At 34.9% G+C, this 25,969-nt stretch carries 21 protein-coding genes; 20 read left to right on the top strand and 1 reads right to left on the bottom strand.

Going from position 1 to position 25,969, the window contains the following annotated elements; all coding sequences use genetic code 11:
• Positions 1 to 95: 95 nt before the first annotated feature.
• The 3 genes from LKW28_RS21290 to LKW28_RS21280 all read left to right on the top strand — a co-directional run bounded on the left by LKW28_RS21290 (position 96) and on the right by LKW28_RS21280 (position 1,256).
• On the top strand, positions 96 to 521 hold the full coding sequence (locus LKW28_RS21290; protein WP_324255058.1) for a DUF1385 domain-containing protein: 426 nt from the start codon (positions 96 to 98) through the stop codon (positions 519 to 521).
• An 89-nt stretch (positions 522 to 610) separates the two neighbouring features.
• Positions 611 to 883, top strand: a complete 273-nt coding sequence (locus LKW28_RS21285) for a hypothetical protein (RefSeq protein WP_229142427.1) — start codon at positions 611 to 613, stop codon at positions 881 to 883.
• A gap of 97 nt (positions 884 to 980) precedes the next feature.
• A complete protein-coding gene (locus LKW28_RS21280) occupies positions 981 to 1,256 on the top strand; it encodes an ankyrin repeat domain-containing protein (RefSeq protein WP_229142426.1) in 276 nt (91 codons plus the stop codon).
• A 16-nt stretch (positions 1,257 to 1,272) separates the two neighbouring features.
• On the opposite strand, the gene LKW28_RS21275 is transcribed toward LKW28_RS21280, so the two are convergent.
• A complete protein-coding gene (locus tag LKW28_RS21275; RefSeq protein ID WP_229142425.1) occupies positions 1,273 to 1,797 on the bottom strand; it encodes a hypothetical protein in 525 nt (174 codons plus the stop codon).
• A gap of 185 nt (positions 1,798 to 1,982) precedes the next feature.
• On the opposite strand from LKW28_RS21275, the gene LKW28_RS21270 reads away from it, so the two are divergent.
• The 17 genes from LKW28_RS21270 to LKW28_RS21190 all read left to right on the top strand — a co-directional run.
• Positions 1,983 to 2,267, top strand: coding sequence for a hypothetical protein (locus LKW28_RS21270; RefSeq protein ID WP_229142424.1), 285 nt, complete (start codon positions 1,983 to 1,985; stop codon positions 2,265 to 2,267).
• Between the two features lie 130 nt (positions 2,268 to 2,397).
• Positions 2,398 to 2,637: a TIGR04540 family protein gene (locus LKW28_RS21265; protein WP_229142423.1), complete on the top strand. Its 240-nt coding sequence runs from the start codon at positions 2,398 to 2,400 to the stop codon at positions 2,635 to 2,637.
• A 27-nt stretch (positions 2,638 to 2,664) separates the two neighbouring features.
• On the top strand, positions 2,665 to 3,261 hold the full coding sequence (locus LKW28_RS21260; RefSeq protein WP_229142422.1) for a DUF1819 family protein: 597 nt from the start codon (positions 2,665 to 2,667) through the stop codon (positions 3,259 to 3,261).
• An 11-nt stretch (positions 3,262 to 3,272) separates the two neighbouring features.
• The gene (locus LKW28_RS21255) at positions 3,273 to 3,839 is read left to right on the top strand and encodes a DUF1788 domain-containing protein (RefSeq protein WP_229142421.1); all 567 of its coding nucleotides are present in this window, start codon (positions 3,273 to 3,275) and stop codon (positions 3,837 to 3,839) included.
• Between the two features lie 20 nt (positions 3,840 to 3,859).
• Positions 3,860 to 7,438: a BREX system P-loop protein BrxC gene (gene brxC, locus LKW28_RS21250; protein ID WP_229142420.1), complete on the top strand. Its 3,579-nt coding sequence runs from the start codon at positions 3,860 to 3,862 to the stop codon at positions 7,436 to 7,438.
• Positions 7,439 to 7,458: 20 nt separating this feature from the next.
• Complete coding sequence (gene pglX, locus LKW28_RS21245) at positions 7,459 to 10,971, top strand: BREX-1 system adenine-specific DNA-methyltransferase PglX (RefSeq protein WP_229142419.1); 3,513 nt, start codon at positions 7,459 to 7,461, stop codon at positions 10,969 to 10,971.
• 25 nt (positions 10,972 to 10,996) lie between these two features.
• Positions 10,997 to 11,557, top strand: coding sequence for a hypothetical protein (locus tag LKW28_RS21240; protein ID WP_229142418.1), 561 nt, complete (start codon positions 10,997 to 10,999; stop codon positions 11,555 to 11,557).
• A 108-nt stretch (positions 11,558 to 11,665) separates the two neighbouring features.
• Positions 11,666 to 14,224 (top strand): BREX-1 system phosphatase PglZ type A, encoded by a 2,559-nt coding sequence (gene pglZ / locus LKW28_RS21235; protein WP_229142417.1) that lies wholly within the window; start codon positions 11,666 to 11,668, stop codon positions 14,222 to 14,224.
• An 18-nt stretch (positions 14,225 to 14,242) separates the two neighbouring features.
• A complete protein-coding gene (brxL, locus tag LKW28_RS21230) occupies positions 14,243 to 16,300 on the top strand; it encodes a protease Lon-related BREX system protein BrxL (protein WP_229142416.1) in 2,058 nt (685 codons plus the stop codon).
• A gap of 1,622 nt (positions 16,301 to 17,922) precedes the next feature.
• Positions 17,923 to 18,651 carry a helix-turn-helix domain-containing protein gene (locus LKW28_RS21225; RefSeq protein WP_229142428.1) on the top strand — a complete coding sequence of 243 codons (729 nt, stop codon included), beginning with the start codon at positions 17,923 to 17,925 and terminating at the stop codon, positions 18,649 to 18,651.
• Between the two features lie 89 nt (positions 18,652 to 18,740).
• Positions 18,741 to 20,606, top strand: a complete 1,866-nt coding sequence (locus LKW28_RS21220; protein WP_229142415.1) for a phage/plasmid primase, P4 family — start codon at positions 18,741 to 18,743, stop codon at positions 20,604 to 20,606.
• Positions 20,607 to 20,910: 304 nt separating this feature from the next.
• Positions 20,911 to 21,801 carry a hypothetical protein gene (locus tag LKW28_RS21215; protein ID WP_229142414.1) on the top strand — a complete coding sequence of 297 codons (891 nt, stop codon included), beginning with the start codon at positions 20,911 to 20,913 and terminating at the stop codon, positions 21,799 to 21,801.
• 370 nt (positions 21,802 to 22,171) lie between these two features.
• Complete coding sequence (locus tag LKW28_RS21210; RefSeq protein WP_229142413.1) at positions 22,172 to 22,612, top strand: hypothetical protein; 441 nt, start codon at positions 22,172 to 22,174, stop codon at positions 22,610 to 22,612.
• Between the two features lie 255 nt (positions 22,613 to 22,867).
• Positions 22,868 to 23,815: a four helix bundle protein gene (locus tag LKW28_RS21205; RefSeq protein ID WP_229142412.1), complete on the top strand. Its 948-nt coding sequence runs from the start codon at positions 22,868 to 22,870 to the stop codon at positions 23,813 to 23,815.
• 316 nt (positions 23,816 to 24,131) lie between these two features.
• Positions 24,132 to 24,794 (top strand): GIY-YIG nuclease family protein, encoded by a 663-nt coding sequence (locus LKW28_RS21200; protein WP_229142411.1) that lies wholly within the window; start codon positions 24,132 to 24,134, stop codon positions 24,792 to 24,794.
• Positions 24,795 to 25,007: 213 nt separating this feature from the next.
• Positions 25,008 to 25,370, top strand: a complete 363-nt coding sequence (locus tag LKW28_RS21195) for a hypothetical protein (RefSeq protein ID WP_229142410.1) — start codon at positions 25,008 to 25,010, stop codon at positions 25,368 to 25,370.
• 121 nt (positions 25,371 to 25,491) lie between these two features.
• Positions 25,492 to 25,969, top strand: a 478-nt coding sequence (locus tag LKW28_RS21190; protein ID WP_229142409.1) for a DUF6431 domain-containing protein, incomplete at its 3' end; no start/stop codon positions are given.

Genomic DNA, 25,969 nt, shown 5'->3' with positions numbered 1-25,969 from the left:
ATTATACTCGTCAAATTCTGGACAGGCAATACCGTCAACTTTCAGTCATTATGGGATAGCAATAACAACATACCATCCCAATTAACAACTTACAGATGATGTGTGGCCTTTTAGTTATCGCTGCTCTTATTATAATAGCATCACCCGTAGGAATGTACCACGCTGCAGAGCACATGACCGCCAACGCTTTTGAGAGTGGCCTAAATTTAACTTTAGAAAACGTAAGAAAGCAACCTAGGGTACATAAGGACTGCGGCACAAATTTAGTGGTGTGTATCGTTCTATGTTTCTCAGTCCTAACTCTAATATTTGGTGATTCAGTTTTGGTGTTTCTAGTTTCCTGGAGTATAGGATACGAGATGTGGAAGAATGAACCAAAAGTAATATGGGATGTTATATTGATAATTGGAAAGGTCTCTCAATATCTTCTTTTTACTACAAAGCCTCAAGACAAACATTTAATGGTGGCAATTGAGGCACTTACAAGATTAGAAGAGAAAGAATTAGTAAATGAAAGGTAAATTCCTAAATGTGGGAAAACATTTAAAGACTAAAGATTGGTGAATCTAGCTCAAAATCCCAAATAAGTAGGAAAAGAGTGATAATGATTATGACAAATGAAAATAAAAGAGACCCAGAGAGAATAATGAGGATACTGCATTTGCTTCAAAAAATATGGGAATTGAACCCGGATATGCGTTTTTTTCAATTAATGGACGTACTGAAACATGAATACTCATCTGAAAATAATGGATTTGGCAAAAGGGAAGGTTTTGAAATAGATTCAAAAGGATATAAAATGCCAATTTCATCTATAGACTTATTTTACCTTGAAGATAATATCTTTGAAGAATTTCTGCGGGCTTTTACCTCTGAAAAATGATAATGGTAAACTTTAAATGCAATGGGTTATGTACCAGCAAAGTGATTCACAAGACTGACTTGAAAATTAATAGATAATAAAAAAGGGGCAATAATCTATGGATGATTTCTTATTCCGAGCGGTGTACATGAGTGATTTAGACACAGTTGAGAAATTACTTGGTGAACACAATGTTGATGTTAATGAAGCGGATCAACTTGGTCGGACCCCTTTACAAATTGCTTGTTATTTCGGATATTATGAAGTTTGTAAAAAACTCCTTGAAAAGGGAGCAAAGATAGATGAAGATTGCTTTCGAAGGGCTCAAAATGGATGGGATGGGCATAGACAAAATGAAATAATTGAATTGTTTCGTGAATGGCAGAATAGGTAACTGAAACCCCTGATTTTTAATTTTCAGGGGTCTTTTTAGGTTGGTAAGTTTTGACGAAATCAAGAAGGCATTTACTGTAGATTTCTCTCAGACGGATGTGCGAGAACCGGCTCGAATATAAGTCAGAGAACTGCTTATAAATGCCTTCGTTGACTTGGAAAGTACGGGTGATAGTATTGCTGCCTGGATCATAAATTTCTGGTTCCAGAATCAACTGATCCCCATAAGAGTGCAATAGTTGCTTTAACTTTTCAAGGTGTTCAGCAACAAACTGTAGTGTTTCCTCAGCCTTGACTTCGTTTGCACCTGATTGGAGAATTTTTTTGTATTCTTCAATGGGTAGAATTCGGTCATATTGCTTGCTAATTTTGTTGTACTGGTATGAGGAGTTGTTTCTCATGATTTTCGAGAAGGTAGATTCTGAAAAACCTAATTTAGAAGCCACATTTTTTAAATGGTCCACTTCCTCTTCCTTTAGCATCTTATTTGCTACTTCTACTTTTTCTAATGCGGATAAATCCATGAATTCTTGTGTATCCATAATGATTCCCCCTTTAAATTTGTGTCTATTTATACTAGATTACTGGTTAGAAAATATTCTATTTCCTTAGAAAAAAAGTAGTTTTATTTTAGTAGTAAATGACTGAGCTAGTGCTTAGTATATAAGGTCTTATAACAAAACAGGAACTGATCGAATGATCAGTTAGTAAATAGGAGGACATGATAATGGTGAAAAAGGACAATTTAGAAATTATTGATAGGATTGAAAATCACTTTGGTGAATTTATTGAGCAGCTTAAGTTAGAGCGAGGGTACAGTCTAAAGCATATCGCTGATAAAACAAACCTTTCCCCGAGTTTCGTCTTTAGGCTAATCAAAGGCTATAGGGGTTGTGAAATGACTACAAAATTGAACATACTTGTCAATGGTTTTGGATTAGTTGAATTAGCTGAAGATTACGTTAAACAGGTAGTACAAAACAAAGAAATGCTAAAAAGGATTATAGATTAATTGAAAGGGTTGCTACTGAATTTATTTTCAGTAGCTTTTTTACTGATTATTAATCATTGGTTGGAATTGAGTTCCAAATGAAATAAGACTAAAATAAGAGGTAAGTAAGAAAACGCAAGAGGTGAACCCTGTGGAACTAAAAATGTTTTATCGTACACAGAGAGATTTGGCTGTTGATTTAAACAAGCTAGTGGACTCCTATTGGCAGGAAGAGATAAAAGAGACTGAGCTAATAGTTGGCATTAAAAACTTATATGAACATAATCAAGAAAAATTAATAAAGGAGAATGAGTTTACAAAAGTAGTCCAGCAGCAATGTGGTAAAAGACGTTTGGCTGTTGTGGAAAAGGTATTGGAAATAAGTAGGTAAAAAGTCTTGTCTGAAAGGTTTGATTGAATGACAATGGAATTAGAATATTCTTCAAGTTTGAATGGGGCGTCCTTTTTACTTTTTGAGCTAAAACAGGTTATTAAGTTGAAACAGCAGGGCCTAGCCAATGATGAAATAAGAAAAAAGGTAAAAGAAGAAAATCTGTTTCAATTTAATAATCAAGGGAGAATCAACAGAGCACTACCTTCCGTTATGAAAAGGGCAGAAGCTATTGATGAAACTTTTGCCTCATTAATAAGTGAAGGCTCGATTGAAATGGGAAAAGTCCTTAACCTGTATGCCATTATGAAGACTGATTTGCTGTTTTTTGAATTCATGGATGAGGTAATAGGGGAAAAGCTACATAACAATGACTATCTAATAGAAAAGAAAGACATTAATCTCTTCTTCACCTCTAAGGCGGAGCAAAGTGAAAAAGTTGCCAGTTGGAGCGATATTAATGTTGAAAAGTTAAAAAGAGCTTACATGCAAGTGTTGTATGAAAGCGGAATGTTAAGAACTAGAAAAGGTAAAGAGTTAGACAGGCTAATTATTGATGAACGGATAAAGAATTATCTCACTCAAATTGGTGATGGTCGTTATATACATGCAATGGGTGAGTAGGGGGTGAATATGTGGCAAATTTGAATGCAAGATTGGACCAGATTATACCGAAAATTAAAGAGGATAAGTTCATAGAGGGACGTGGCCTTGGCAATGAAATTAGCTTTTACGTATTTGACTACGAGCCACAATCTGAACTTGTGGTAAGGGATTATATTAAGCATATTAAGAAAGAATTTGGTTATGAAGGATCTAACCGGAGAATTATTGAATTTGATTTGTATAAGATGCTGCTAGAAATTACAAAAGATAAAAGGATTTTTGATCGAATCTTTGAAATGGAAGAACGTCAAGGAAAAGATCAGTTGTTTAAAGCGATGACGACATTTGCTAAACCAGAAGTTTTCCTAAGTAAGATTAAAGAAAAAATGGATGATTATAATGTGGTGTTCCTCACCGGAATAGGGAAGGTTTATCCATTCGTTCGTTCCCACAATATATTAAATAATTTACAAGAAGTGTTGGACAATGTACCTGTTATCATGTTTTTCCCTGGAAAATATGATGGCCAATCATTACAATTGTTTGGAAAATTTAAGGACGATAATTATTACCGGGCTTTCCGATTAGTCGATTAAAAGGGATAGGGGGAATTTAGATGATTATTAGAGATATGTTTCAAAAAGACATTGAACGTGATATTCGTGGAGTCATTAAAGTGGCTCAACAAGATGAAGATAATATTTATCAGGAATTGGACGAGTATGTTGTTACCCGTGAGTTACAAAAACACCTTTCCAAGTTCTATGAGAATTATCAAAAAGGGATTAATGGTGTAACAGATAAGATGGGTGTTTGGATTTCTGGATTCTTTGGTTCTGGTAAATCACACTTTCTGAAGATACTTGCTTACTTACTTGAAAACAAGAAGGTAAAAGGTAAACAAGCGATTGATTTCTTCCAAGATAAAGTACAAGACCCTCTTGTATATGCGAATATGCAAAGAACGGCTGACGTTGAAACAGAAGTCATTTTGTTCAATATAGATTCTAAGGGTTCACTAGACAATAAATCTAAGGAAGACGCTATTCTGAGAGTCTTCATGAAGGTGTTTTATGAACACCGTGGCTATTATGGAGATATACCTGGTGTAGCTGAGATGGAAAAATACCTGGATAAGCAGAGTGTTTACAGTGCCTTTAAAGAGGAATTTAAGGCATTAGCAGGTGAATCGTGGGAAGAACGTCGTAATAGTTTTTACTTTGATGCGGATTTTGTCATTGGTGCCTTAACGAAAGTAACCGATATGACGGAAGAATCTGCTCGAAATTGGTTTGAAAATGGTGTAAATAATTTTGAAATTAGTATTGAAAAGTTTGCGAAAGACGTAAATGAGTACATCAATAGTAAGGGGAAAAACTTCCACCTTATCTTCCTCGTGGATGAGATTGGTCAATACATTGGTAATAACCGCAGTTTAATGTTGAACTTGCAGACAGTGGCTGAGGATCTTGGAACCCATTGTAAAGGTAAGGTTTGGATTATGGTTACTTCCCAAGAGAGTATTGATAGCATTATTAAAGTAAAAGGGGACGATTTCTCACGTATTCAAGGGCGATTTGATACAAGACTTTCTCTATCATCCATCTCGGTTGATGAAGTTATCAAAAAACGTATCCTATTGAAAAAAGACTTTGCTAATGACAAATTGAAGGTTCTTTATCCTGAAAAAAGTGCTATTTTAAAGAACTTAATTAGTTTTCGAGAAAGCACTGCAGATTTACGTGGATTTGACAATGAACAGGAATTTGCAGATGTGTACCCTTTCGTGCCTTATCAATTCAAGTTGTTACAAAACGTTTTTGAGCAAGTAAGAAAACATGGATCCTCTGGTAAGCATTTATCTGAAGGGGAACGCTCCATGTTATCAGCATTCAAAGAAGCTGGCCTTCAATATAAGAATGCTGAAGAGGGTACACTTATACCTTTTTATGCCTTCTATGACACGATAAAAGAATTTTTGAATCCATCTATTTCAAGAGTTATCGAAGGTGCCTATGAAAATCCAGCCCTAAAAGATGATGATTTTAACATTGATCTATTAAAGGTTCTATTTATGATTAAATACGTAAAAGAACTTCCAGCAAATCTCGATAATATTGCTACTCTAATGGTAACCTATATTGATGAGGATAAGTTACAGCTTAAAGAGAAAATTAAAGTTTCTTTGCGAAAGCTAATTTCCCAAACGTTAGTACAGAAAAATGGGGATAATTTTATCTTTTTAACAGATGACGAACAAGACATTAATAGGGAAATCAAATCCTTGAATATTGATGAGGACATTGTTAAGCGGGAGTTAGCAAACTACATTTTCCAAGACCTATACGATGAAAAACGTTTCCGTTACAACAGTGAATACTCATTTACCTACAATCAGAAAATGGATGAGAAAAACTATGGAAATCAAACATCCCATATAGGGATGCAAATTCTCTCCCCATTATCAGATCATTACCAAAGGTCTGAGCAGGAATTAATGATGATGACTTCGGGTAACGGAGAAATGATCATTAAACTTGGTGGGAATGAGGCCTATATCGAGGAAATCGGGGAAGCATTGCGTATCGAAGAATTCCGTAAGAAAACGAATATTACGCAACTTCCTGAAAACATCCAAAATATCTTGAATAATAAACAAGCAGAAGTTCGTGAACGTCGAAGAAGGGTTCGTGAGCTTTTGGAGGAAGCGATAAAGGACAGTGCTTTCTTTATCAATGGGGACAAATCAGAAATTAAAGGATCAACTGTTCGTGAGAAAGTTAATGCTGCCTTCACAATGCTAGTCGATAATGTCTATACAAAACTCAGTTATGTAAAGGAACACTTAGATAATGAGAGGGCCTTACTTTCAATCCTTGCTTCAAACGATGAACAATTGTCTTTTGAAGAAACATTGAAAGTAAATCCAAATGAGTTAGCAAAGCGGGAAGTGACTGATTTTATCAGCTTACAAGATGATCTGAAAAAGCAAGTTCGTATAAAAATCTTGTTTGAACGTTTTGGAGACAAGCCATATGGTTGGAAGACACTTGATATAGCAGGAATGGTTGCACAATTACTAAAAGAACAACGTATTCGGATTCGTTACAATTCGGAATACTTGGAACCTGAAGATAATGTTAATACACTTATTACAATTTTCACCAAGACACAAGAAGCTGATAGAGCAATTGTATTAAAAAGGGTAAAAGTTGATGAAAAATTAATAAATCTAGCCAAGGGTATTTGTAAGGATGTTTTTAATAAAACGGACTTGGCTGATGATGAAGATGGACTTCTAAAGGACATCCGTTTACTTGTTGAAAAACAGATAGATGAAATTAAGGGTTATAAGGCCCGTTATGAGGGTAGAAAGTATCCTGGCATGAGCCTGCTTGATAAAGGATTGGAATACTTTCAGCAGTTCCATAATGGCTTAGATAATGTATCCTATTTCAATAGGTTAAAGGAATTAGAAGATGATCTACTTGATTGGGAAGAGGATATTGTTTATGTCAAAAGTTTCTTCGGTACAAATCAGAAAAAGATTTTCGATGACGGATTGGCAGCCATAAGTAAATATGATGAAAATAAATCCTATCTAATAGGTGTAGAGGTAGAGCAAGTTATCGAAAAACTCCGGTCTATACTTCAAGAACCGATTCCTTATAAAATGATAAAGGATATTCCAGAGCTTATACATGCTATGGATGAACAAATCTATAATGTTCTTAATGAGAAAAGGGAAAATGCCCATAAAAAGTTAAAAGATGATAGTGATTACTTATCATTATTAACATCACAATATGGTGTATCAAATGACACGAAAGAACAAGTAAATCGTTACTATCAAGAACTAAATTACAATGTAGGAATTTTTACAGATATTTATAAGGTCGATGCAACAGTTTCCCAAAGTACGAGCTTTAAAGAAAAAATGGAAAAAGATATTGACAGAGAAATTAAAGAATGGCAACGGAAAAAAGCGGAAGAAGAAAGAGAACGGAATGGTGGTAAAGTTGTTGAACCACCTGTAGTAGCTCCAACCATTCAAAAGCAATCTGTAAAAGTATCAAATCTGCTCAATGTTAGAACTTTAACAACAGAAGATGAAGTAGATAAGTATATAAATGCCCTATCCAGTAAGTTAAAACAGATCATTAAAGAAAATAAACAAATTGAGTTTGTTGAGTAATCGAATCGGGGTGACATTGAATGAATAAGTCAGCACTGAAGACTTTTGCTACAAATGCACGAAGAGAGTTGTTGAAAAAAGTTGAAGCAAGGGCTATGAAAATAGGAATTACAGAAGATAACATAAAAAAAGCGGACATTGAAAGTTCAGATGCCATCTTTATTGATGGTAGACAGCTTTCAAAGGAAGAAAAGACTCAAAGAGATCGGTTAATTGATCGTATTAAACAAATTGGATTTAACCGGGTGATGGAGGAAGTTGCTTACACTTGGTTTAACCGTTTCACTGCCTTACGTTTTATGGAGGTAAATGATTATTTACCAACGAAAGTAAGGGTACTTTCTTCTAATAATTCCGATAGCACAGAGCCAGATATGATGAAAGAGGCACTTTCATTAGGTTTAGATTTGGATAAGGAATATATTTATGAATTAAAAATGAATAATAATTCAGAGGAATTATTCAAATACCTTATTATCAAGCATTGCAATGATCTTAATCAATATATGCCATTCATGTTTGAAACAATTGATGACTATACAGAAATCCTTTTTCCAGAAGGGTTACTTGCCACTGACTCCTTCGTTCGGTATATGACAAATGCTGAAATTATCACTGAAGATAACTGGGAGAAGGTTGAAGTCATTGGTTGGTTATATCAGTATTATATTTCAGAAGAAAATGAACGTGTAATAAAATCAAAGAAAAGATATAAAGTAGAAGAATTGCCATTCGCAACCCAACTATTCACACCTGAATGGGTTGTGCGTTATATGGTTCAAAATGCGTTGGGGCGTTATTGGATTGAATCACATCCAGAACATAGGGACCTTATAAAGGATTGGGAATATTTTCTCGAAAATCCTAATTCAGAAGCTGACTATGTGGAAAAATTGATCCCATATATTAATAAGGATTTAAAAGTAGAAGATATTAAATGTTTTGATCCAGCAATGGGTAGTGGACATATTCTCGTTTATATGTTCGATGTGTTGTTTGAAATCTATAACAAATGTGGATATATGGAACGTGAAATTCCAAAATTAATAATCGAAAATAACCTTTATGGACTAGATATTGATGATAGGGCATATCAATTGGCTAGTTTTTCTTTAATAATGAAGGCATTGGAGTATAACAAGCGTTTCTTGAGAAGTATTAAGCGGGATAGCTTGAAGTTGAATTTAGCGTCAATTCAAGAAACGAATGCTATTACAAAAGAAGAATTGGAATTTATAGCAGGAGAATCTTCTGGTAATAAGTTAGAAGGGCTAAAGGAATTTGTTAACCAATTTCATAATGGAAAAGTGGTTGGCTCTCTTATTAAAATTGAATCCAATAATTTGTCTCTAATAAAGGAACGAATAAATACTATAGAACAACAGCACGGAAATCTATTTGAAGAGGAAATGAAGAATCGTATTCTTCCTTTGCTTAGAATGCTTGTGAAACAGACTAGATTAATGGATCAGAAATATGATGTCTTTGTTACCAATCCACCCTATGTTGGAAATAAGTATTTAACTCCTGAAGTTGCAAGTTATTTAGTAAATTATTATCCAGAAGTGAAATCTGACCTATTTTCTGCGTTTATCGAATATAGTTTTTATTCTACAAAGAGTAATGGGCATATGGGATTTATGTCACCATTCGTATGGATGTTTATTTCTTCGTATGAGACATTACGTAAAAATATAATCAATAATCGGACAATAAATAGCTTGATTCAATTGGAATACTCTGGCTTTGAAGAGGCAACTGTACCAATTTGCACATTTACTTTGAGGAATTATCAAAGTGATATAAATGGTGAATACATAAGGCTATCCGATTTTAAGGGTTCCAAAAATCAGCCAATAAAAACTTTAGAAGCAGTTCAAGAGCCATCTGTTTATTATCGGTACTCATTTAATCAAGAATACTTCAAAGAAATCCCTGGAAGTCCAATAGCATATTGGGTAAGTGAAAAGACAATATCTTTATTTCGCAACTTATCAAAGTTTTCAGATGTAATTGAAGCAAAGCAAGGATTAAAAACCGCTGACAATGATAGATTCTTAAAAAGATGGTTTGAATGTAATTTTACAAAGATAGGTTTTGGCTATACATCAAGAGAGTCTGCAATGAAATCCCAACATAAATGGTTTCCTTATAATAAAGGTGGAGCTTTTAGAAAATGGTATGGTAATCATGAGTTTGTTGTTAATTGGGAAAATGATGGGGAAGAAATCAGAAACTTTAAGGATGAAAACGGCAAATTAAAGTCTCGACCACAAAATTTGAATTACTATTTTAGAGAATCAGTATCTTGGTCTGATATAACTTCAAGTGTAAATGCTTTTCGATATTACCCGAAGGGATTTATTTATGATGCAACAGGTCATTCAGCATTTCCGACTGAAGAAATTAATCATTTGCAGCTTTTGGGTATTTTAAATAATAAATACTTCGAATCACTAATAAAAATTTTGAGTCCAACAATGCACTTTGATATTGGTTATTTCAATAAGTTACCATTAGCTGTAATAAAGGATAGAAATTTTGAAAATGTAGTAGACGAGAATATAAAAATAACAAAAGATGATTGGGATTCCTTTGAAATATCATGGGATTTTAAGGAACACCCATTGGTAAACTACTCTTCAACAAGTATTGATTCAGCATATAAGAAGTGGTCTCAATTCTTAAAAGAACAATTTAACAAATTGAAGGCGAATGAGGAAGAATTGAATCGTATTTTTATAGATACTTATGGTCTACAGGATGAACTTACCCCTGAAGTAGAAGAACAAAGTATTTCAATTCATAAGCCTGAGTTGAATCAGGATATTAAGAGTTTTATCTCTTACGCAATTGGCTGTGCCTTTGGCCGTTATTCCCTTGACAAGGAAGGTTTGGTTTACGCAGGAGGGAGATTTGATCCTTTACAATTTAAAACCTTTCCAGCAGACAAGGACAATATTCTCCCAATCCTTTCTGGATCCTATTTTGAGGATGATATTATTTCAAAATTCGTTGATTTTGTTCGTATTACATTTGGTGATGACAACCTTAATGGAAACTTGGATTTTGTAGCAGATGCTCTAGGAAGAAAGAAGGGTGAAACAGCAAAAGAAACACTTCGTCGTTATTTCTTAAATGATTTTTATAAAGATCATGTTAAGACATATAGTAAGCGACCCATATATTGGTTATTTTCATCTGGAAAAGAGAAGGCGTTTAACTGTCTAATCTATATGCACCGGTATGATAGGACAACGCTTTCCCGTATTCGGACAGATTATTTACATGACTTTCAGATTCGTTTAGATGCTGAAAAGAAGGACTTACTTAATATCATTGAAGGGGATTCTAATGCAAAAGAGATTAGTAATGCAAAGAAAGAGTTGAAATCCCTTGACAAGAAAATTGAAGAGCTAAAAGCATATGATGAGTTATTACACCACATGGCGGATATGCAAGTTGAAATTGATTTAGATGATGGGGTTAAAGTGAATTATGAAAAGTTTAAGGGTTTAGTAGCAAAGATCTAACCAAATTTTATGGGAGATAGATAAGGTGGAAAATTTACTCCAAAATAATTATACAGATTTCTTTGTTCGAGCACTTGATAATGTTGGTAAAGAATATTATAAGGTAAAAACAACTTATGGTGAGATTGTTAGAGAAAGGGTATTTTGCTATGAGTTATATCATCAAATGAGAATGATTCAAGACAAATACGAATTGACTAATATATCATTGTCTGCTGAGATTGATAAAAGAGGTCATAATGGTTTTAAAAGACGGGATCAGAAAAACCCTGATTTTGTTTTTCATCAGTATGGAACGTTTAAAAGGAATGAAATTGTTATTGAAGTAAAAGGGTCGCTTGGAAGAGGGATATTCAAGGATTTTGAGACGCTTAGTGTGTACTGTAATAGATACCAGTACAAGCATGCTTATTTTATTTTGTATAACAGTAATGTTAACCAACTGATAGATTATATCTCTGCAAATAAAGAGTACGCAAAGCAGAGGATAAAATGGCTTATGAGTCATGTCACCATTATTTGTAAAAAAGGTTTTGATTCTAGTTGTGAAGTGTATAATGCAATTGAATTATTTACTGAAATTTGAAAGCACACTATAACTCATATAAATAAGATAATAAACAATTTAGGAGAGGGTACATCCGGAATAATGATGTGTCTTTTTCTTACTTAAATATAGAAAGTTGGTGAAAAAATGAATAAAAACCAAATAGATTCTGCGTTATCAGACATATTCAATGAACCATTAAAAGATGGGGAACAACGAAAGATTGTGTTCTGGGTGGACAAGGATAATGAATTCGCTGAGGATATTGAAAGGCTTTCTGTTGATGAAGTAAAGGTTCATACGTTAACAGGGCGGAACCAGTTTCATACAAAATATTTGCTAGAAGAAGAAGATCCTATGTCTTCTTACTTGATTTATACAAATATGGAATTAGATGTGGAAGATAACTGGTTAGCAGATACAGTTTTTTATTCAAAAACGTTCTATGCGGATCGAATTTCACTTATTTTAAGTGAGTTGAATATAGACCCATCACTTCGGGCAGTAATCAAAAAGTATGAACGTTTCTTTAATAATAAAGAGCGTTTTAGAAAGTTTTCAGCATTAAATATAGAAACATATTCAGAGCAAATCATTGAACTTTCTATTATGAGTGTTTTATGCAACGTTAAAACACCAGATTTTGAAGAAGTTTTAAAGGCTATGTTGATGGACACGCTGGAGGACAGTGAAAATAAATACTTATCCCTTATGGAAAAGTTTTTTGATGTTGAAGTGTTCTGGAATTATGTTTCTAATCACTATGGTTATGAACAAGAGAAGAAAAGTCTTAAAACATTATTCATCCATCTAGCAGTAACGGCATTCAGCCAATCGGTTGCTGATGGGGATATATGGGATTTGGAAGTATTTATTTCCAATCGAAATAAAACGAATGCCGTTGTGTTTATTGACCATTGGATGCACCATAAGACTGACTATGTGATATTTGATGAATATGCGGAAATGGCTGAGCAGGAAATTCAACTTTCGAACATTGTCAATAATCTACCTGTTGAAACTTTTAAACAGGCGGACATTTTTCCATATATTGACCGAGCGATTATCATTTACATAGCTAATGGATTAGTTACACAGCTTGAGGATTATGAAGAATACACGAAACTCATTAAATTGAGAAGAGCTAAGCATTACTATGATAAATTTGCTTCCATATATGAAGCACTTTACTATACTGTTAAAATTCACGAGTTTTATAAAGAACATCATCAAGGGATCCCACAGGGACGGGCTATTGATTTGTACCAGGCATATGTAAATGATTATCATTTAATGGATACATATTACCGTAAGTTTTATGTGGCTTATGATGAAGAAAGCAATCATGATCTATTGAAAAAGTTAAAAGTGCTGGTAGAAAATCTATATACAAACTGGTATATGGGTGAGCTGAGTTCCCATTGGTCCCAAGCGGTTGAGTCCGAAATGACACAGGACTGGTCATTACCCGGTATAAAAAATCAGCAAGGCTTTTATTCTACATTCATTGATTCTAAAGTTAGAAATGGGGAACGAGTTTTTGTTATTGTTTCTGATGCGATGCGTTATGAAATAGGTGTTGAGCTAGCCGATCGTCTTAATACCGAGACAATGGGTGTTTGCGATGTTGAAACATTACTCGGTGTAGTGCCTTCTATTACAAAACTTGGAATGCCATCACTCTTACCACACAAAGAAATTGACATAGATACAAATGCTAGGGTCTTTGTTGATGGAAAAGATTCTTCTGGTTTAGAAAATCGAAAAAAGATTATTGAATCTAAAGTAACTGATAGCATTGTAGTTCATTTTCAAGATGTTTTAGCGATGAATAAAGCAGGACGAAGAGAAACCTTTAAAGGTAAAAAGCTCATATACATCTATCATGATACTATTGATGCAATGGGAGACAAGGCTTCAACAGAAATTTATACATTTAATGCAGTTGAAACATCATTAAACCAACTCTATGATTTAGTAAAAATTATTCGTGATGATTTGAGTGGAATAAATGTGTTTATTACGGCTGATCATGGTTTTCTTTACCAAAGGGATGAATTAGGGGAAAGTGATAAGATTGGTCAGGATTCAATAGATGCTATTGAAGTGAAACGTCGCTACATTCTTTCTAAAGAGGAGCGTAATGTTTCGGGTCAATTGGCTATCAATTTGTCATCCATTATAAAAAATGAGCAGCAATTAACAGCCTATTTGCCTAAAGCAACACTTAGAAACAAAATGCAGGGTTCAGGTATTAATTTTGTTCATGGTGGTGCAAGCCTTCAAGAGGTCGTTGTTCCACTGTTAACGTTTAAAAATAAAAGAACGGGACAAAAAGGTGCTAAGGCGATTAAAAAAGTTGATATTAAACTTACGAATACAACCCGTAAGATAACGAATAGCATTTTTAATTTGGAATTTTTCCAAACAGAAAAAGTAGAAGAAAAGGTAATTCCTCGAACTGTTATCATCTATATGGCTGACGGGGAAGGCAGCGTATTATCTAATGAGGAAACGATTATTGGAGATCGACCATTTGATAATCCAGCAGATCGTACCTTCAAACTAAGGTTTATTTTGAAAAGCATTCCATATGATCGTAATAAAACATACTACTTAACCATAAAGGATACCGAGACTGGTATCTTAGTGGAAAAAATACCATTTAACATCAATCTGGGTATTATCAGTGACTTTGACTTTTAAGAGGGAGGAGGACTGTTAATGGAAGAAAGCACGAATGAAGGATTAACCGTTGATTTAGATAAAAAACTAAATGACGTTTTTGCTGGGAGGGTTGTACGTAAAGATCTAACGAACCTTATTAAAGAGGGAGCGAACGTTCCGGTATACGTGCTAGAATATCTCCTTGGTATGTATGCTGCAACCGATGATGAGGAAAGCATTCATGAAGGGTTAGAACGAGTGAAGAAAATTCTTTCAGAAAACTTTGTTCGTCCTGACGAGGCAGAAAAGATTAAATCAAGAATCCGGGAATATGGTCAATACTCGGTTATCGACAAGGTAACAGTGGCGTTGAATCCAAAAATTGATACATACGAAGCAGAGTTCTCTAACCTTGGTCTGAAAGGCGTTCCCATTTCCTCAATGTACATAAAGGAATTTGATAAGCTCCTTGTTGGCGGCATATGGTGTATGGTCAAAATTGATTATTATTACGACGAAGAGGCACGGAATTCAAATCCTTTTAATGTAAGTAGCTTACAGCCAATTCAAATGCCTAATATGGACATTCATGAGGTATTTGAAGGGAGAAAGAGCTTTACAAAAGACGAATGGATTGATGTATTAGTTCGCTCTACGGGAATGGAGCCAACTCAGTTAGAAGACCGAGTGAAGTGGCATTTATTGCTACGATTGGTTCCCTTAGTAGAAAACAACTACAACATGTGCGAACTTGGCCCTCGGGGTACGGGAAAGTCACATGTCTATAAGGAGTTATCACCGAACTCCATACTGGTTTCAGGTGGTCAAACGACGGTTGCTAATCTTTTCTATAACATGTCCACTAGAAAAATTGGACTTGTAGGTATGTGGGACTGTGTGACGTTTGATGAGGTTGCTGGAATTCGCTTTAAGGATAAAGACGGCATCCAAATCATGAAGGATTACATGGCATCAGGCTCATTTGCTAGAGGTAAAGAGGAAAAGAATGCCTCTGCTTCTATGGTATTTGTGGGCAATGTTAATCAAAGTGTAGACACATTAATTAAAACATCCCATTTGTTTGCCCCATTCCCTGAAGAAATGGCAAATGATTCGGCATTCTTTGATCGGATGCACTATTATCTGCCTGGTTGGGAAATTCCTAAGATGCGTCCAGATCTTATTACCGAAAAATATGGCTTTATAGTTGATTACATTGCAGAGTTTTTTCGAGAAATGCGGAAGCGGACGTTCAGTGATGCAATTGATCGCTATTTTAAACTTGGAAATAACTTAAATCAACGTGATACAAATGCAATCAGAAAAACGGTTTCGGGTATGTTAAAGCTCCTTTATCCTCATGGCGAATTTACAAAGGAAGAAGTCAGTGAGGTATTGGAATACGCTCTTGAAGGTCGCCGAAGGGTTAAAGAACAGTTGAAGAAAATTGGCGGTATGGAGTTCTACGATGTAATGTTCTCTTATATTGATAAGCAAACACTCGAAGAACATTACGTGTCAGTTCCTGAGCAAGGTGGAGGCAAATTAATACCAGAAGGTATGGGCAAGCCTGGGCACGTTTATGTGGCTGGACATGGTCATTCTGGCATGATTGGTATCTATAAGCTCGAAAATCAAGTTGTTAGTGGAACAGGTAAATTTGATAAATCAGGTGTTGGTACCAACCGTGAAGCAAAAGAAAGCCTAGATACAGCTTTTCGTTTCTTTACGGCTAATAGCAAAAGCATTAGTAATAACATTAGCACCAAAACAAAAGACTATCTCATGCACATAAGTGATTTACAAGGTATCGGTTTGACGGATGAACTGGCCATTGCTGAATTAATTGGCCTTTGCTCAGGTGCATTAGGGAAACCTACACAGGAGAGTCTGGTTGTCATTGGTAATATGACTGTTGGTGGAACCATTGCCAAGGTGGACGAATTTGCAAATACTTTACAAGTATGTGTAGATGCTGGTGCAAAAAAGGTGTTGATACCTGCAGCATCGGTTATGGATTTGCAGACAGTTCCACCGGATCTATTAGTAAAAGTGCAGCCTATGTTTTATTCTGATCCAATAGATGCGGTGTTTAAGGCATTAGGTGTAAGTTGAAAGAAATTTATAATTTAAGTATGGATCGGTTTCCCGGTCCTTTTCTTTGGGTCTATTATGAAATTCTTCTTAGGATGCAATGATTTTATTGTTAATGAGGACTGTGTTCCCTTATAAACATTGATTAAATGCTTCCTTCATTTACTTACAGGAAGCGTGAGGTCCTATGTAGTAGTAGAACAATTATATCGGTGCAGCAACATGCTATTGAACCATATAATGATTTTGCTCTAAAAATAGTATGAACGAGTGAAACGAGTGTATTAATGTAATCTATTTTTTATAAAAATATTTGAACCATTTGCATTTTCCCCTTTTTAGCTTCTTTTAATGAATCGTGAACGAACTTTTTTATTAATCAGGTGATTGGTCTTCCTTAGAAAGAAAAGATTCCCTTGATATCAAAAGCACTTTGCACATAGTTGGCTGATAGGTATTGAACAAGGGGAGCTTTATTTAATTAAGTTGGGGTAACAGTCAGATTTTTTCATACGAGTGAAACGAGTGTATTTTCTAATCTATAATACAAGATACTTTAACTCTTTGTTTTGCTTCTATTTACAATCCTTTTATTGGATCCTAAAAGAAGGTCCTCATTAATAAAGGGATTGGTCTTCATTAAATAGAAAAAAGATTCCCTTGATGCAAAAAGCACTATAACATCAGTTGAGATGATAGTCATTCAACCAAATCGCTTTTTAACTAATTAGTTTAAAAGGCTAAACACATTACCTTGACGAGTAAAACGAGTAACGATTCCCATTAGTAATGGTATGCAATCTAAAATTGTTGTTAATTATCTTATAGGGATTACCCCTTTATAGTTCTTTCTAGGCTTATTTAGACATCAATAACGTAAATGGAAGATACACTCTAAAATTGTCCACATCTATAGATATAAAATATACACTCGTTTTACTCGTTGGAGGTGTAAATATTTCTTTAGGTACAAAGGTTGACATTAACCATTAATAGGTGATTATTATATAAATGATCAATCATCATGGTAAGGGGACTTTAAAAAATATTTATAATGAAGACATGCACTCGTTTCACTCGTATTAGGCAAGAAGATTTTCATTCAATAAAATGAGTTATTAGAAGTGGGTTACAGTTAACAGAGAAGTTGCTGTTGCCCTTCATCCTATAAATTGCAGCATTGTGGTTACGGTTTATTCTATTTATCAGACTTTCGTGAATGAAGATTTTAAATACATATCCTTTATTAATAGACATGGGTAAAGTGAAACAAACCACTCGTTTCACTCGTATGGTTGGGCAGGTACCCAATAGTAGAGATTAAGAGCTATTGTATGTTATCCAAGCAAAAATAAGAGGGGTAGAGCATTATTAATTTTGGAAGGTTGCAAATTAGTAGTACAATAAGGTCATGGTTCATTGAAAACATTATTTGGGTATCCTATTCATTGTTAGGGAAGAAACTTTATATTTAGATCCCCTAGATGGGGGATTTGGAAATGCTAACCCTCGTATCCTTGTTTATTGGACTAAAAAATTTTATAGCAGCTCGAACAAAAATGCTATTGACCACAGGCAAAAATGTAGTAATATAGAATTATGGGTAGGCAAATTAATTCCAAGGAGGTGAATTCTTGGAAGGAATGAAGGTAACTGGATTTGGACAACTTATTCTGATGAAAAGGAAATCCAAGGGCTGGTCCCTAGCCAAGTTGGTAAGTGTGGTAGAAGAGTATGGGCATCAAATAAGCGAAAGTTATCTCAACAGACTTGAAAATGGTAAAAGAACAGAGCCAAGTTTAAGTATAGTGATGATTCTTATTGAGGCATTAGGTCTTTCCTTAAAGGAAGTCTTTGAAAGCCTAGATATGGGATACATATACGATAAGGCAATACGTGGTGACATGTCCTTAGTTCTTCCTAGTGATTTAGACAAAATTGATATTGCTGTTGCAACGAAAAGGGATAACATTTCTTTGTCTGATGAACAAAAACAATTAATTGGCAAAGTTGTTATTGACCTATATGAGAGTACACTTTCTGGTGATTCAAATCATTTCAAGAATGAAGCAGTAGGATATGTCCTAAGTTTAGGGGAACTGTTGGAAAAAGAACTTCATTTAATTGAATTAGAAGATCAAGGATTCAAACTATTCTTCGGTGTTAGAGTAATGGTAGAAAAGTATAACCTCCTGAAAGATGATATTAAAGCATCACTAGAACACCTTGATATTAAAGCATTGAGTAATACTGTTATGTCTATCCCTATACCAATCCTCAATGAATATTGGACGACGGTAAGGGAAGATGACCAAATTATAATAATAGATAAATTATCAGAAACCTTGAAACCTTATATAAAGATTTATTAATGGGGGAAACCCCATTATATTTTCATCATTATGTTGCCTGAAGGCAATGAATACAGTGATGAACCACACAATATAAGGAGGAAAACATTATGCTAAAAGAAGAAAAAATTTTGAATCATGATTTACCACAGGAATTAAGAGAAGCTCCAATCTGGGTTTGTGCCAGAACAGAGCATATTGAGAAAGAGACGTTGCTTATTGCTTATGACCCAACTACTGGAGAATCAGTTGATGTAAGTGATCCAACTAACTTAATGCCGTATGAAGACGCACATGATCTAAAGGAAAATGCTCCTGATTTTGCAAATGCAGGAACAGCCTTAGTATTACGGAAGGAAGACCCCTATATCTCAATTGCGATTTCGAATGCAGTGAATTCAGACAGTGAATTAAGTGAAGTTGCAAGAAAGTCGATTGACACACTCAAAGGCGAATTTTACGGGTGGGTTGAAGGGGCATCCTTGGTGATGATTGTTAAAGGGGATACTGTAAAAAATCAGCAGTTCAAAAATATTAAGGTGAATTACTCTAGTAGCAATCATCTCGTTCCTATAAATGGACATGCGACTTGGAAACCCAATACCCCATGGGTTGTGTCAACTCGATTGGATGAGATAAAACAATATCATTTTAAAATGAATTGTCAAGTTGACGAAAACTCGGAACAGCTCCCAGAACACTATGTAAAAACTAATAGTGGACTAAGGTTGTTGCCAAATGTTCTTGTTTCTATTTTGTTGCAACGGAGAGATTACCTCGTATGTAACTCAATGATTTATGCAAGGAAAAAAGGTAGGGGTATTTTTCAGAAGGTTAACATTGATGAAATTGAACTAGAAATTCTTGATTACCTTTCACCGAAGTATCTGACAAATAGGGATATTGAAGATGTCAAGAAACTTTTGTTGAAAAGAATCCCCAAAGATGAAGGGTTAACTGATCCCAACCGTATGAAGGGGAAAATCAATTTTAAAAATGGTGTTTACGACATTGAAACAGGTACGTTTGGCCCCTATGAATCACACTACCATACTGCATTTCAATTGAATGTTGATTATGAGATTGATGCACAATGTCCAAGATTTCTTGAATATATCAAGGTATCTTTATCCGAAGACGATGTAAAGACCGTCCAGGAGATGATTGGATATCTAGCAACGACTGACATTAAGGCACAGAAGGCCTTTATATTGTATGGTCCCGGCAATACAGGAAAATCTGTTTTAATTGATGTCATTGAGAGAATAATTGGCTATGACTATGTTTCAAATATCCCTTTTCAAGATTTAGGGGCGAAATTCAGTACGGTCAGATTGTTTGGAAAACTATTGAATTCGTACTCGGACCTTCCACAAGGCTCCATTAAGGATACGGGTATATTCAAATCATTGGTCTCCGGGGATAGTATACACGGAGAAGATAAGTTCGAAAAAGGCTTTGACTTTAGAAATACCGCACGATTTCTTTTTGCCACAAACAAATTACCCTCGAATTTTGTTGATCAAAGTACTGGATTCTATAGAAGATTGATTTTAATCCCCTTCCAAAACGTTGTTTCCAAAGAAAATATTGATAGAGACTTGAATGATGTACTATTTCAAGAGCGAGAAGGCATTGTTCAGTGGGCCCTAGTTGGCTTGCGTCGTTTGATTAAAAACAATCATGAGTTTACCGAAAGTGAAGATGCGAGAAAACTAATGGGTGAATACAAAAAAAGTAACAATAGTGTTCTTTTTTTCGCCGATGAATGTTGTCAATTGGATCCAGTAGCAAAAATATCCGGTAAGGTTCTCTACGATGCTTACAAAAAGGCATGTTTAGATGCAAGACTTACATCAGTCTCCCAACGTGAATTTAATGTCCAAATTGTTAGCCAATTTGGACACAAAGGTGTTTCTAAATACCAAGGGTCACAATCAAGAGCAGTAGAGTTTGCTGGAATTAAAATAAAGTAAGATCGCCCAAAGGAGTAAAGGCCTCATATAGTAGAGCAAAGGTCTACCAAGTGAGGGGGTGGGAGAGCTACGATAATCTGCACTCCCCTCCATTCCTAAGAACTTTAATTGAAAGTATTACACCAAATGATAAGGCTAGATTAAAGTGCATATAAGGGTAGGGCAGGTTAAGCCCTAAAAAGTTATTCAAATCGTAGATTATGCAATAAGATGAAGTTAATGATGAGAAAAAAGAATCCCTTTTTTTCATGATCATAGCTTAACATGAAGGACTAAAAATTAAAGCAGAAGGAGAACGATAATAATGAAAATTTCAAGAGAGTTCCATCCATATCGCACCGCATTTAAAGGAGAAAGAAAATTGGCTAAGGATGAATTACAGAAAAGTGAAAAGGCTGATATATGGGAGAAGCAGAAGTTTAACGCTTCAATCGTGTATAGCGATATAAAAAGTCATGATGGGTTTGAAAGGGCAGTAATGGAATACAATGTTTTTCCAATGATATTTGCAAACTTAGAAGATATAAAGGAAGAAACCTTATTTCCATGTCAAATATTCGATGGAAATGAGGCTTGGATTGGTCGAGATTCTGTAGGGAAATACAGATATTTTACGGGAGAACCGTTTAGTGAGGCTATTGGTTATACGGTTTTTGATTTGCTCCTTTGTTTTCAGGAGGTAAAGGGAAAAGGCTATACACAACAACTCCAATTTGTAAGGAAAGAACTAATTAATTTACTGAACGTGTCTTTTGATGATGTAAATTGGGAAAAGAAAGAGTCGGAGAAGTATGTGGAAAATAAATGTATTATTTCCTTATTCAAAAGCCAAGATTTTCAAATGAACTATCCAAAGCTATTTAAAAAAGTTAAAGCATACGTAGATGTACTTGAAGAAATACTTGATCACGGGCAACGATTCATTGACTCAACAAGAAAGGATTCGAATGATAACTCTTACTTTGTTATGTATGCTAATCAAGCTAAAGTGTCAGCCACAAGATACAGGAACGCAGTAACCAGGTTAAAAGAACTAGGATTACTTATCTCCGAACAACGAAAAGTTCCCTTTTACGATAAGGAATCACGTACGAGCTATATGACTACGGCAACGTGTTTCTCGGTTCCGCTTTATTCAGAGAAATTTTTCCGTGAGGTAGAAGAAGTGCTGAATAGCAAGGTTAGTAAAGCATGACCAAAGTGAAAGAACGAACTATTCTGACCTCCAGTAAGTTCAAAACACATTATCCCCATTTGAGTTTGCCTCATCAAGTTATGTGCTTTTCATTAACTCCACATACAAAAAAATCCAATCAAACTTCGGTACCCGTAAACCCAATTTTACGAAATCACGTAAATTAAGTTAAGGAGCAATCATGCAAACGTAGCAATGCTCATATTAAGTAGCAGCTACCTTGCTACTTATCATGGTGTCCTTGAAGCTATCATCTCAAAGTCTATCAAATATGAGTGGTTAAACGGGGTAAAATCCCAAAGGGTAATCATGTCAGACAAAAAGTAATAATATATGTTGAAATATTAAATTGGAAATGGAGAGATGTTCTATGAAAAATAATGCAATTGAAATCCCTGTATACAGGTACAATATGTTCGACTATGATTTTGCTGAGGATGTATTGACTTGTGCATTGGATAATAGTGACTTTAAACCGATTTGTAAGGGTGCTTGGGTAAATACCGACGGGGAATATTTCGATGAAAAGCTCTATTTGGATGCTGTGGATGGTAAAGCAATTTGTGGGAAGTTTTTACTTAGTTATGAAGTAGCATTAGATGGTGAAGTTAGGATTTCCAAGGATTTTTTCATCACTAATTCCGGGGAGTGCTTGGTTTTCTATACCACATATGAAGAGGCCTATGGGGGTAAGAATGATGAAAAGCAGTATAGAATGCAACGATTTATTGCGAGAAACCAAATTCTGTCTGCTGAGGAAAAGTGGGATTGCATTTTTGAAGTAATCTACGGGCTTTATCATCAGGACTAAATAATATCTTATTGTGGGATCAAATCGTAGTCTACCGGAGTAAGTAGGGATAAGGTAACTTCTCTTAATTTCAACTTTGGGTACCTTATCCTTTTTTATCATATTAACAGGAGATGATTTATGTTGAATGAAATAGCAGAACAAATACAGGCATCGTATCGTATGGAAAGGGAACGGGTTTCTTATAGCATTATTGACATTGAAGTGTATTTGAAGACCCTTGCGGAAAAAGGGGAAATCTGGATCCTAAAGGATATGAAAGATATTTCCGAACTTGAAAAGGTTGGGATCGAATATTACTTGAGCCAGCACAGGGCCAATCAGATTTACGACAACCTCGAGGAATTCCTCAATATTCAATCCCCAAAGGAGCTTTCCACAGCAACCTCGTGTAACCCCAAAAAATCAACAACACCTTCAAAAGAAAAACAGATTAAGAAACAGCATCGCCTTGAAGTGAGAGATGTAAAGCAACTCTTCGGTTATAAGAAGGCCAAGGAACTAGAAGAAAAAATAATTGAACTATCCAAAAGTTTCCCTTCATATGAAAAGAAACATGTTGTGGACCAAATTCAAAGGAGTGCTAAATCAATAAAAGAAAGAATTGCTATGGGCGAGCAGGTATATATTGGAGAAAAGTTTAACCAATATAGTATCAGCATAGGATCGGCAAAAGAAACTTCAGCATGGTTACAAATTTCATTGGGTCAAAAATATATAGAGAAAGAGCAATATGATAATCTGGACAATTTGGTAAACGAAGTGGTATCCATCTTAACCAAAATTTTGTGTCATCTAAGGGACAATGAGGGTAAGGGAATGGATTTACCTAATCCTTATACTCCAAATGTGAAAAATTTTGGAGCTTACGAGGATGCTTTATTGCTGGTGGAAAGAATTTATGAGATTACAAGGCAGCAGAAATTTTGGCAGGAAAAAGATCTTTTATATGGTTTGCGGCAATGTGCCACTTCAAATGTAGCCAATCTCGCAGAAGGACACCAATTGTTTCCGCTAAAAAAATTTAAGTTTTTCAATAACGCACTAGAGGCGTTGAGTGGTCTTGAAAGTAGGTTGCAAACATCTCTAAGTAAACAAATCATTACTGAAGAGACCTTTTCGGAGATGGAAGAACTGGCAGTGTCCGTTAAAAGAAGAATCAAAAGGATATTGAAAAATTTAAGTGACCAAAAATTGGATTAAGTGAATTGAGGGGTAAGGAAAAATGGGTTTCTTACCCCTGCGTATTTTCCAAGAACAGAAGGTGGAATTTATTCTTAAAAAGCCTTAAAAAGTTATGTAAAGAGTTTTTTGTTGTCTATTTAGTTTTAAAATGGGTTGAGCACGCATTCTTATATCTTCTGAAATTATGGACTGTCTACATAATTGAATAGTTATTTTCAAAGATTATTTACCCAGGAATAGAAAGCTGCTGATGTCTACGGTACAATTAGATTAGGAGCAAACGATAAAATAATAGGAAGATCTTGAAGGCATTATCAATAAAAGGAGGGTTTTTATGCCCAATCATTTCGGCGTAAAGGTTCTTGAGGGAAAACGTGGATTGAAGTTGACACGAGAAAAATATGCGGTAGTTAGCAACAAAAATTCATTAGTTCGTTTTGACAGGGAAATTTACGCTGACAAATATGGTAAAATCTACACGGATGAGTGGTGCGAAAACCAGCTAAAAGAGGCTTTGGAAAATTACGACTTAAATATGGAATATTTCTCTTTGTTAAATCATGATGAATTTTGTGAAGAAATAGAGGGATTTCTTAACCTGAATAAAAAGTACACTAAGGTTTTTGACCTAAATTTGTATGAGGGAAAATCGGGATATTACATGATGGTGCTCGATGAATATTCGCAAGTGTATATTGGTACAACAAATGATATTAAAAGACGTGTTAGACAACATTGGTCGAATAGCAAACCTTTTGATCGACTTCTATTTCCAATGGGTAACGTTGATTCTTCGATACTTTCAATTGATAGTTTTCGGGCTCTTGATACTACTAGAATTTATGTGTATGAAACAAACAAAACATTTAGTAATGAGGACAAATTCATAAATCAATTTCCAGCTAAATTCTTGTGTAATAGGATGGCTGGTGGAAAAATTACTGGAGGTTTCATCCAAGCAATAGCAATGATGAAAGAGCGGAATTTAAAAGGATAAAATGTGTATCCTGATGTTATGAACTCTTTTACTTTTTGCAAAACGGTTTCATCATATATAATACCGGCGACCTTGTTCAACTAACGAAACAGGTTAATTGAAGATCCATCTGCCATGTTTGAAGGCAGAGGCTTTTGTTGCTACTTGTATCTAGCAAAAGAGGAGGAGTCTTATGTGGATTAACTCCTTCCTTAACTTGTTATTATAATATAATTGGGAGGGGTTTACTTTAGTAATGAAAGAGAACGAAAATCACTCAGAGAAAGAGCAAAAGAAATTATTGATGTAACTTCAGAAGGTGGAATATCAACTGTATCAGAGGTTTTTCTTGATGGTGCTTTAGGAGCAGTTGTGCCAGGGGCAACTAGTGTTATTTTTAGTTACAGACAAAAAAGATTGGAAGATAACTTACTTCGATTAATTTCAGAACTTCAGAATAGGGTATCTATAATAGAAGAAAATTTTCTTAGGATGTCACCTGAAAATCAAAAATTAATTAAGGATTTTTTTGCTGGACTAATTTGTGATTATGTTATTGATGAGCAAGAGGAAGAAAAAATTAGATATATAGTGTAAACAGTCACTTTATATCCTCCAAAAAGCAACTATTATTTTCAAATTCCTCCGGAATTGCATATATACTTCTCTCATATAATGTGCTAAATTTTTTGCATATTGTAAGGGGGAGGTTTTTTTTATGATCATTTCTCATGATTTTGGAATTGGATTAATGGAATATGGCGAAAGAGGAAAAATGAATGAATTTCCATTGTTTGATGAATGCCCAAACTGTAATTGCCCTGGACATGGAAATCTTCATCGTAACGGATATTATTGGCGTTATGGAGTGACTGATGATCTGACATTACGAATCCCTATATGTCGCCTCAGATGTTTACAGTGTGAAGTGAATATTTCAATTCTCCCAGACTTTCTAATACCATATTTCCAACACACTATTCATACGGTTTTGGACAGAGTAAACCAAGTGCTTCAGAAAAAAAGTGCGAAAGGCAGCCGCCAGATATTGAGATTTTACTATAGGCGTTATATTAAGGGGATTAAGTGGATACATAGTTACTTTATCGATTTGGGAATGGTTAGTGGAATGTCGAAAGACATCATAAAAGAAGCCACAAAGTATTTGAAAATGATCCTAGATTTTGGCGAATCAC

Origin of the sequence: Bacillus sp. REN16 (assembly GCF_020731355.1) — a bacterium.
In the GTDB taxonomy this organism is placed as follows: domain Bacteria; phylum Bacillota; class Bacilli; order Bacillales; family Bacillaceae_L; genus Ferdinandcohnia.
This window is presented reverse-complemented; position numbering and strand designations above follow the sequence as displayed.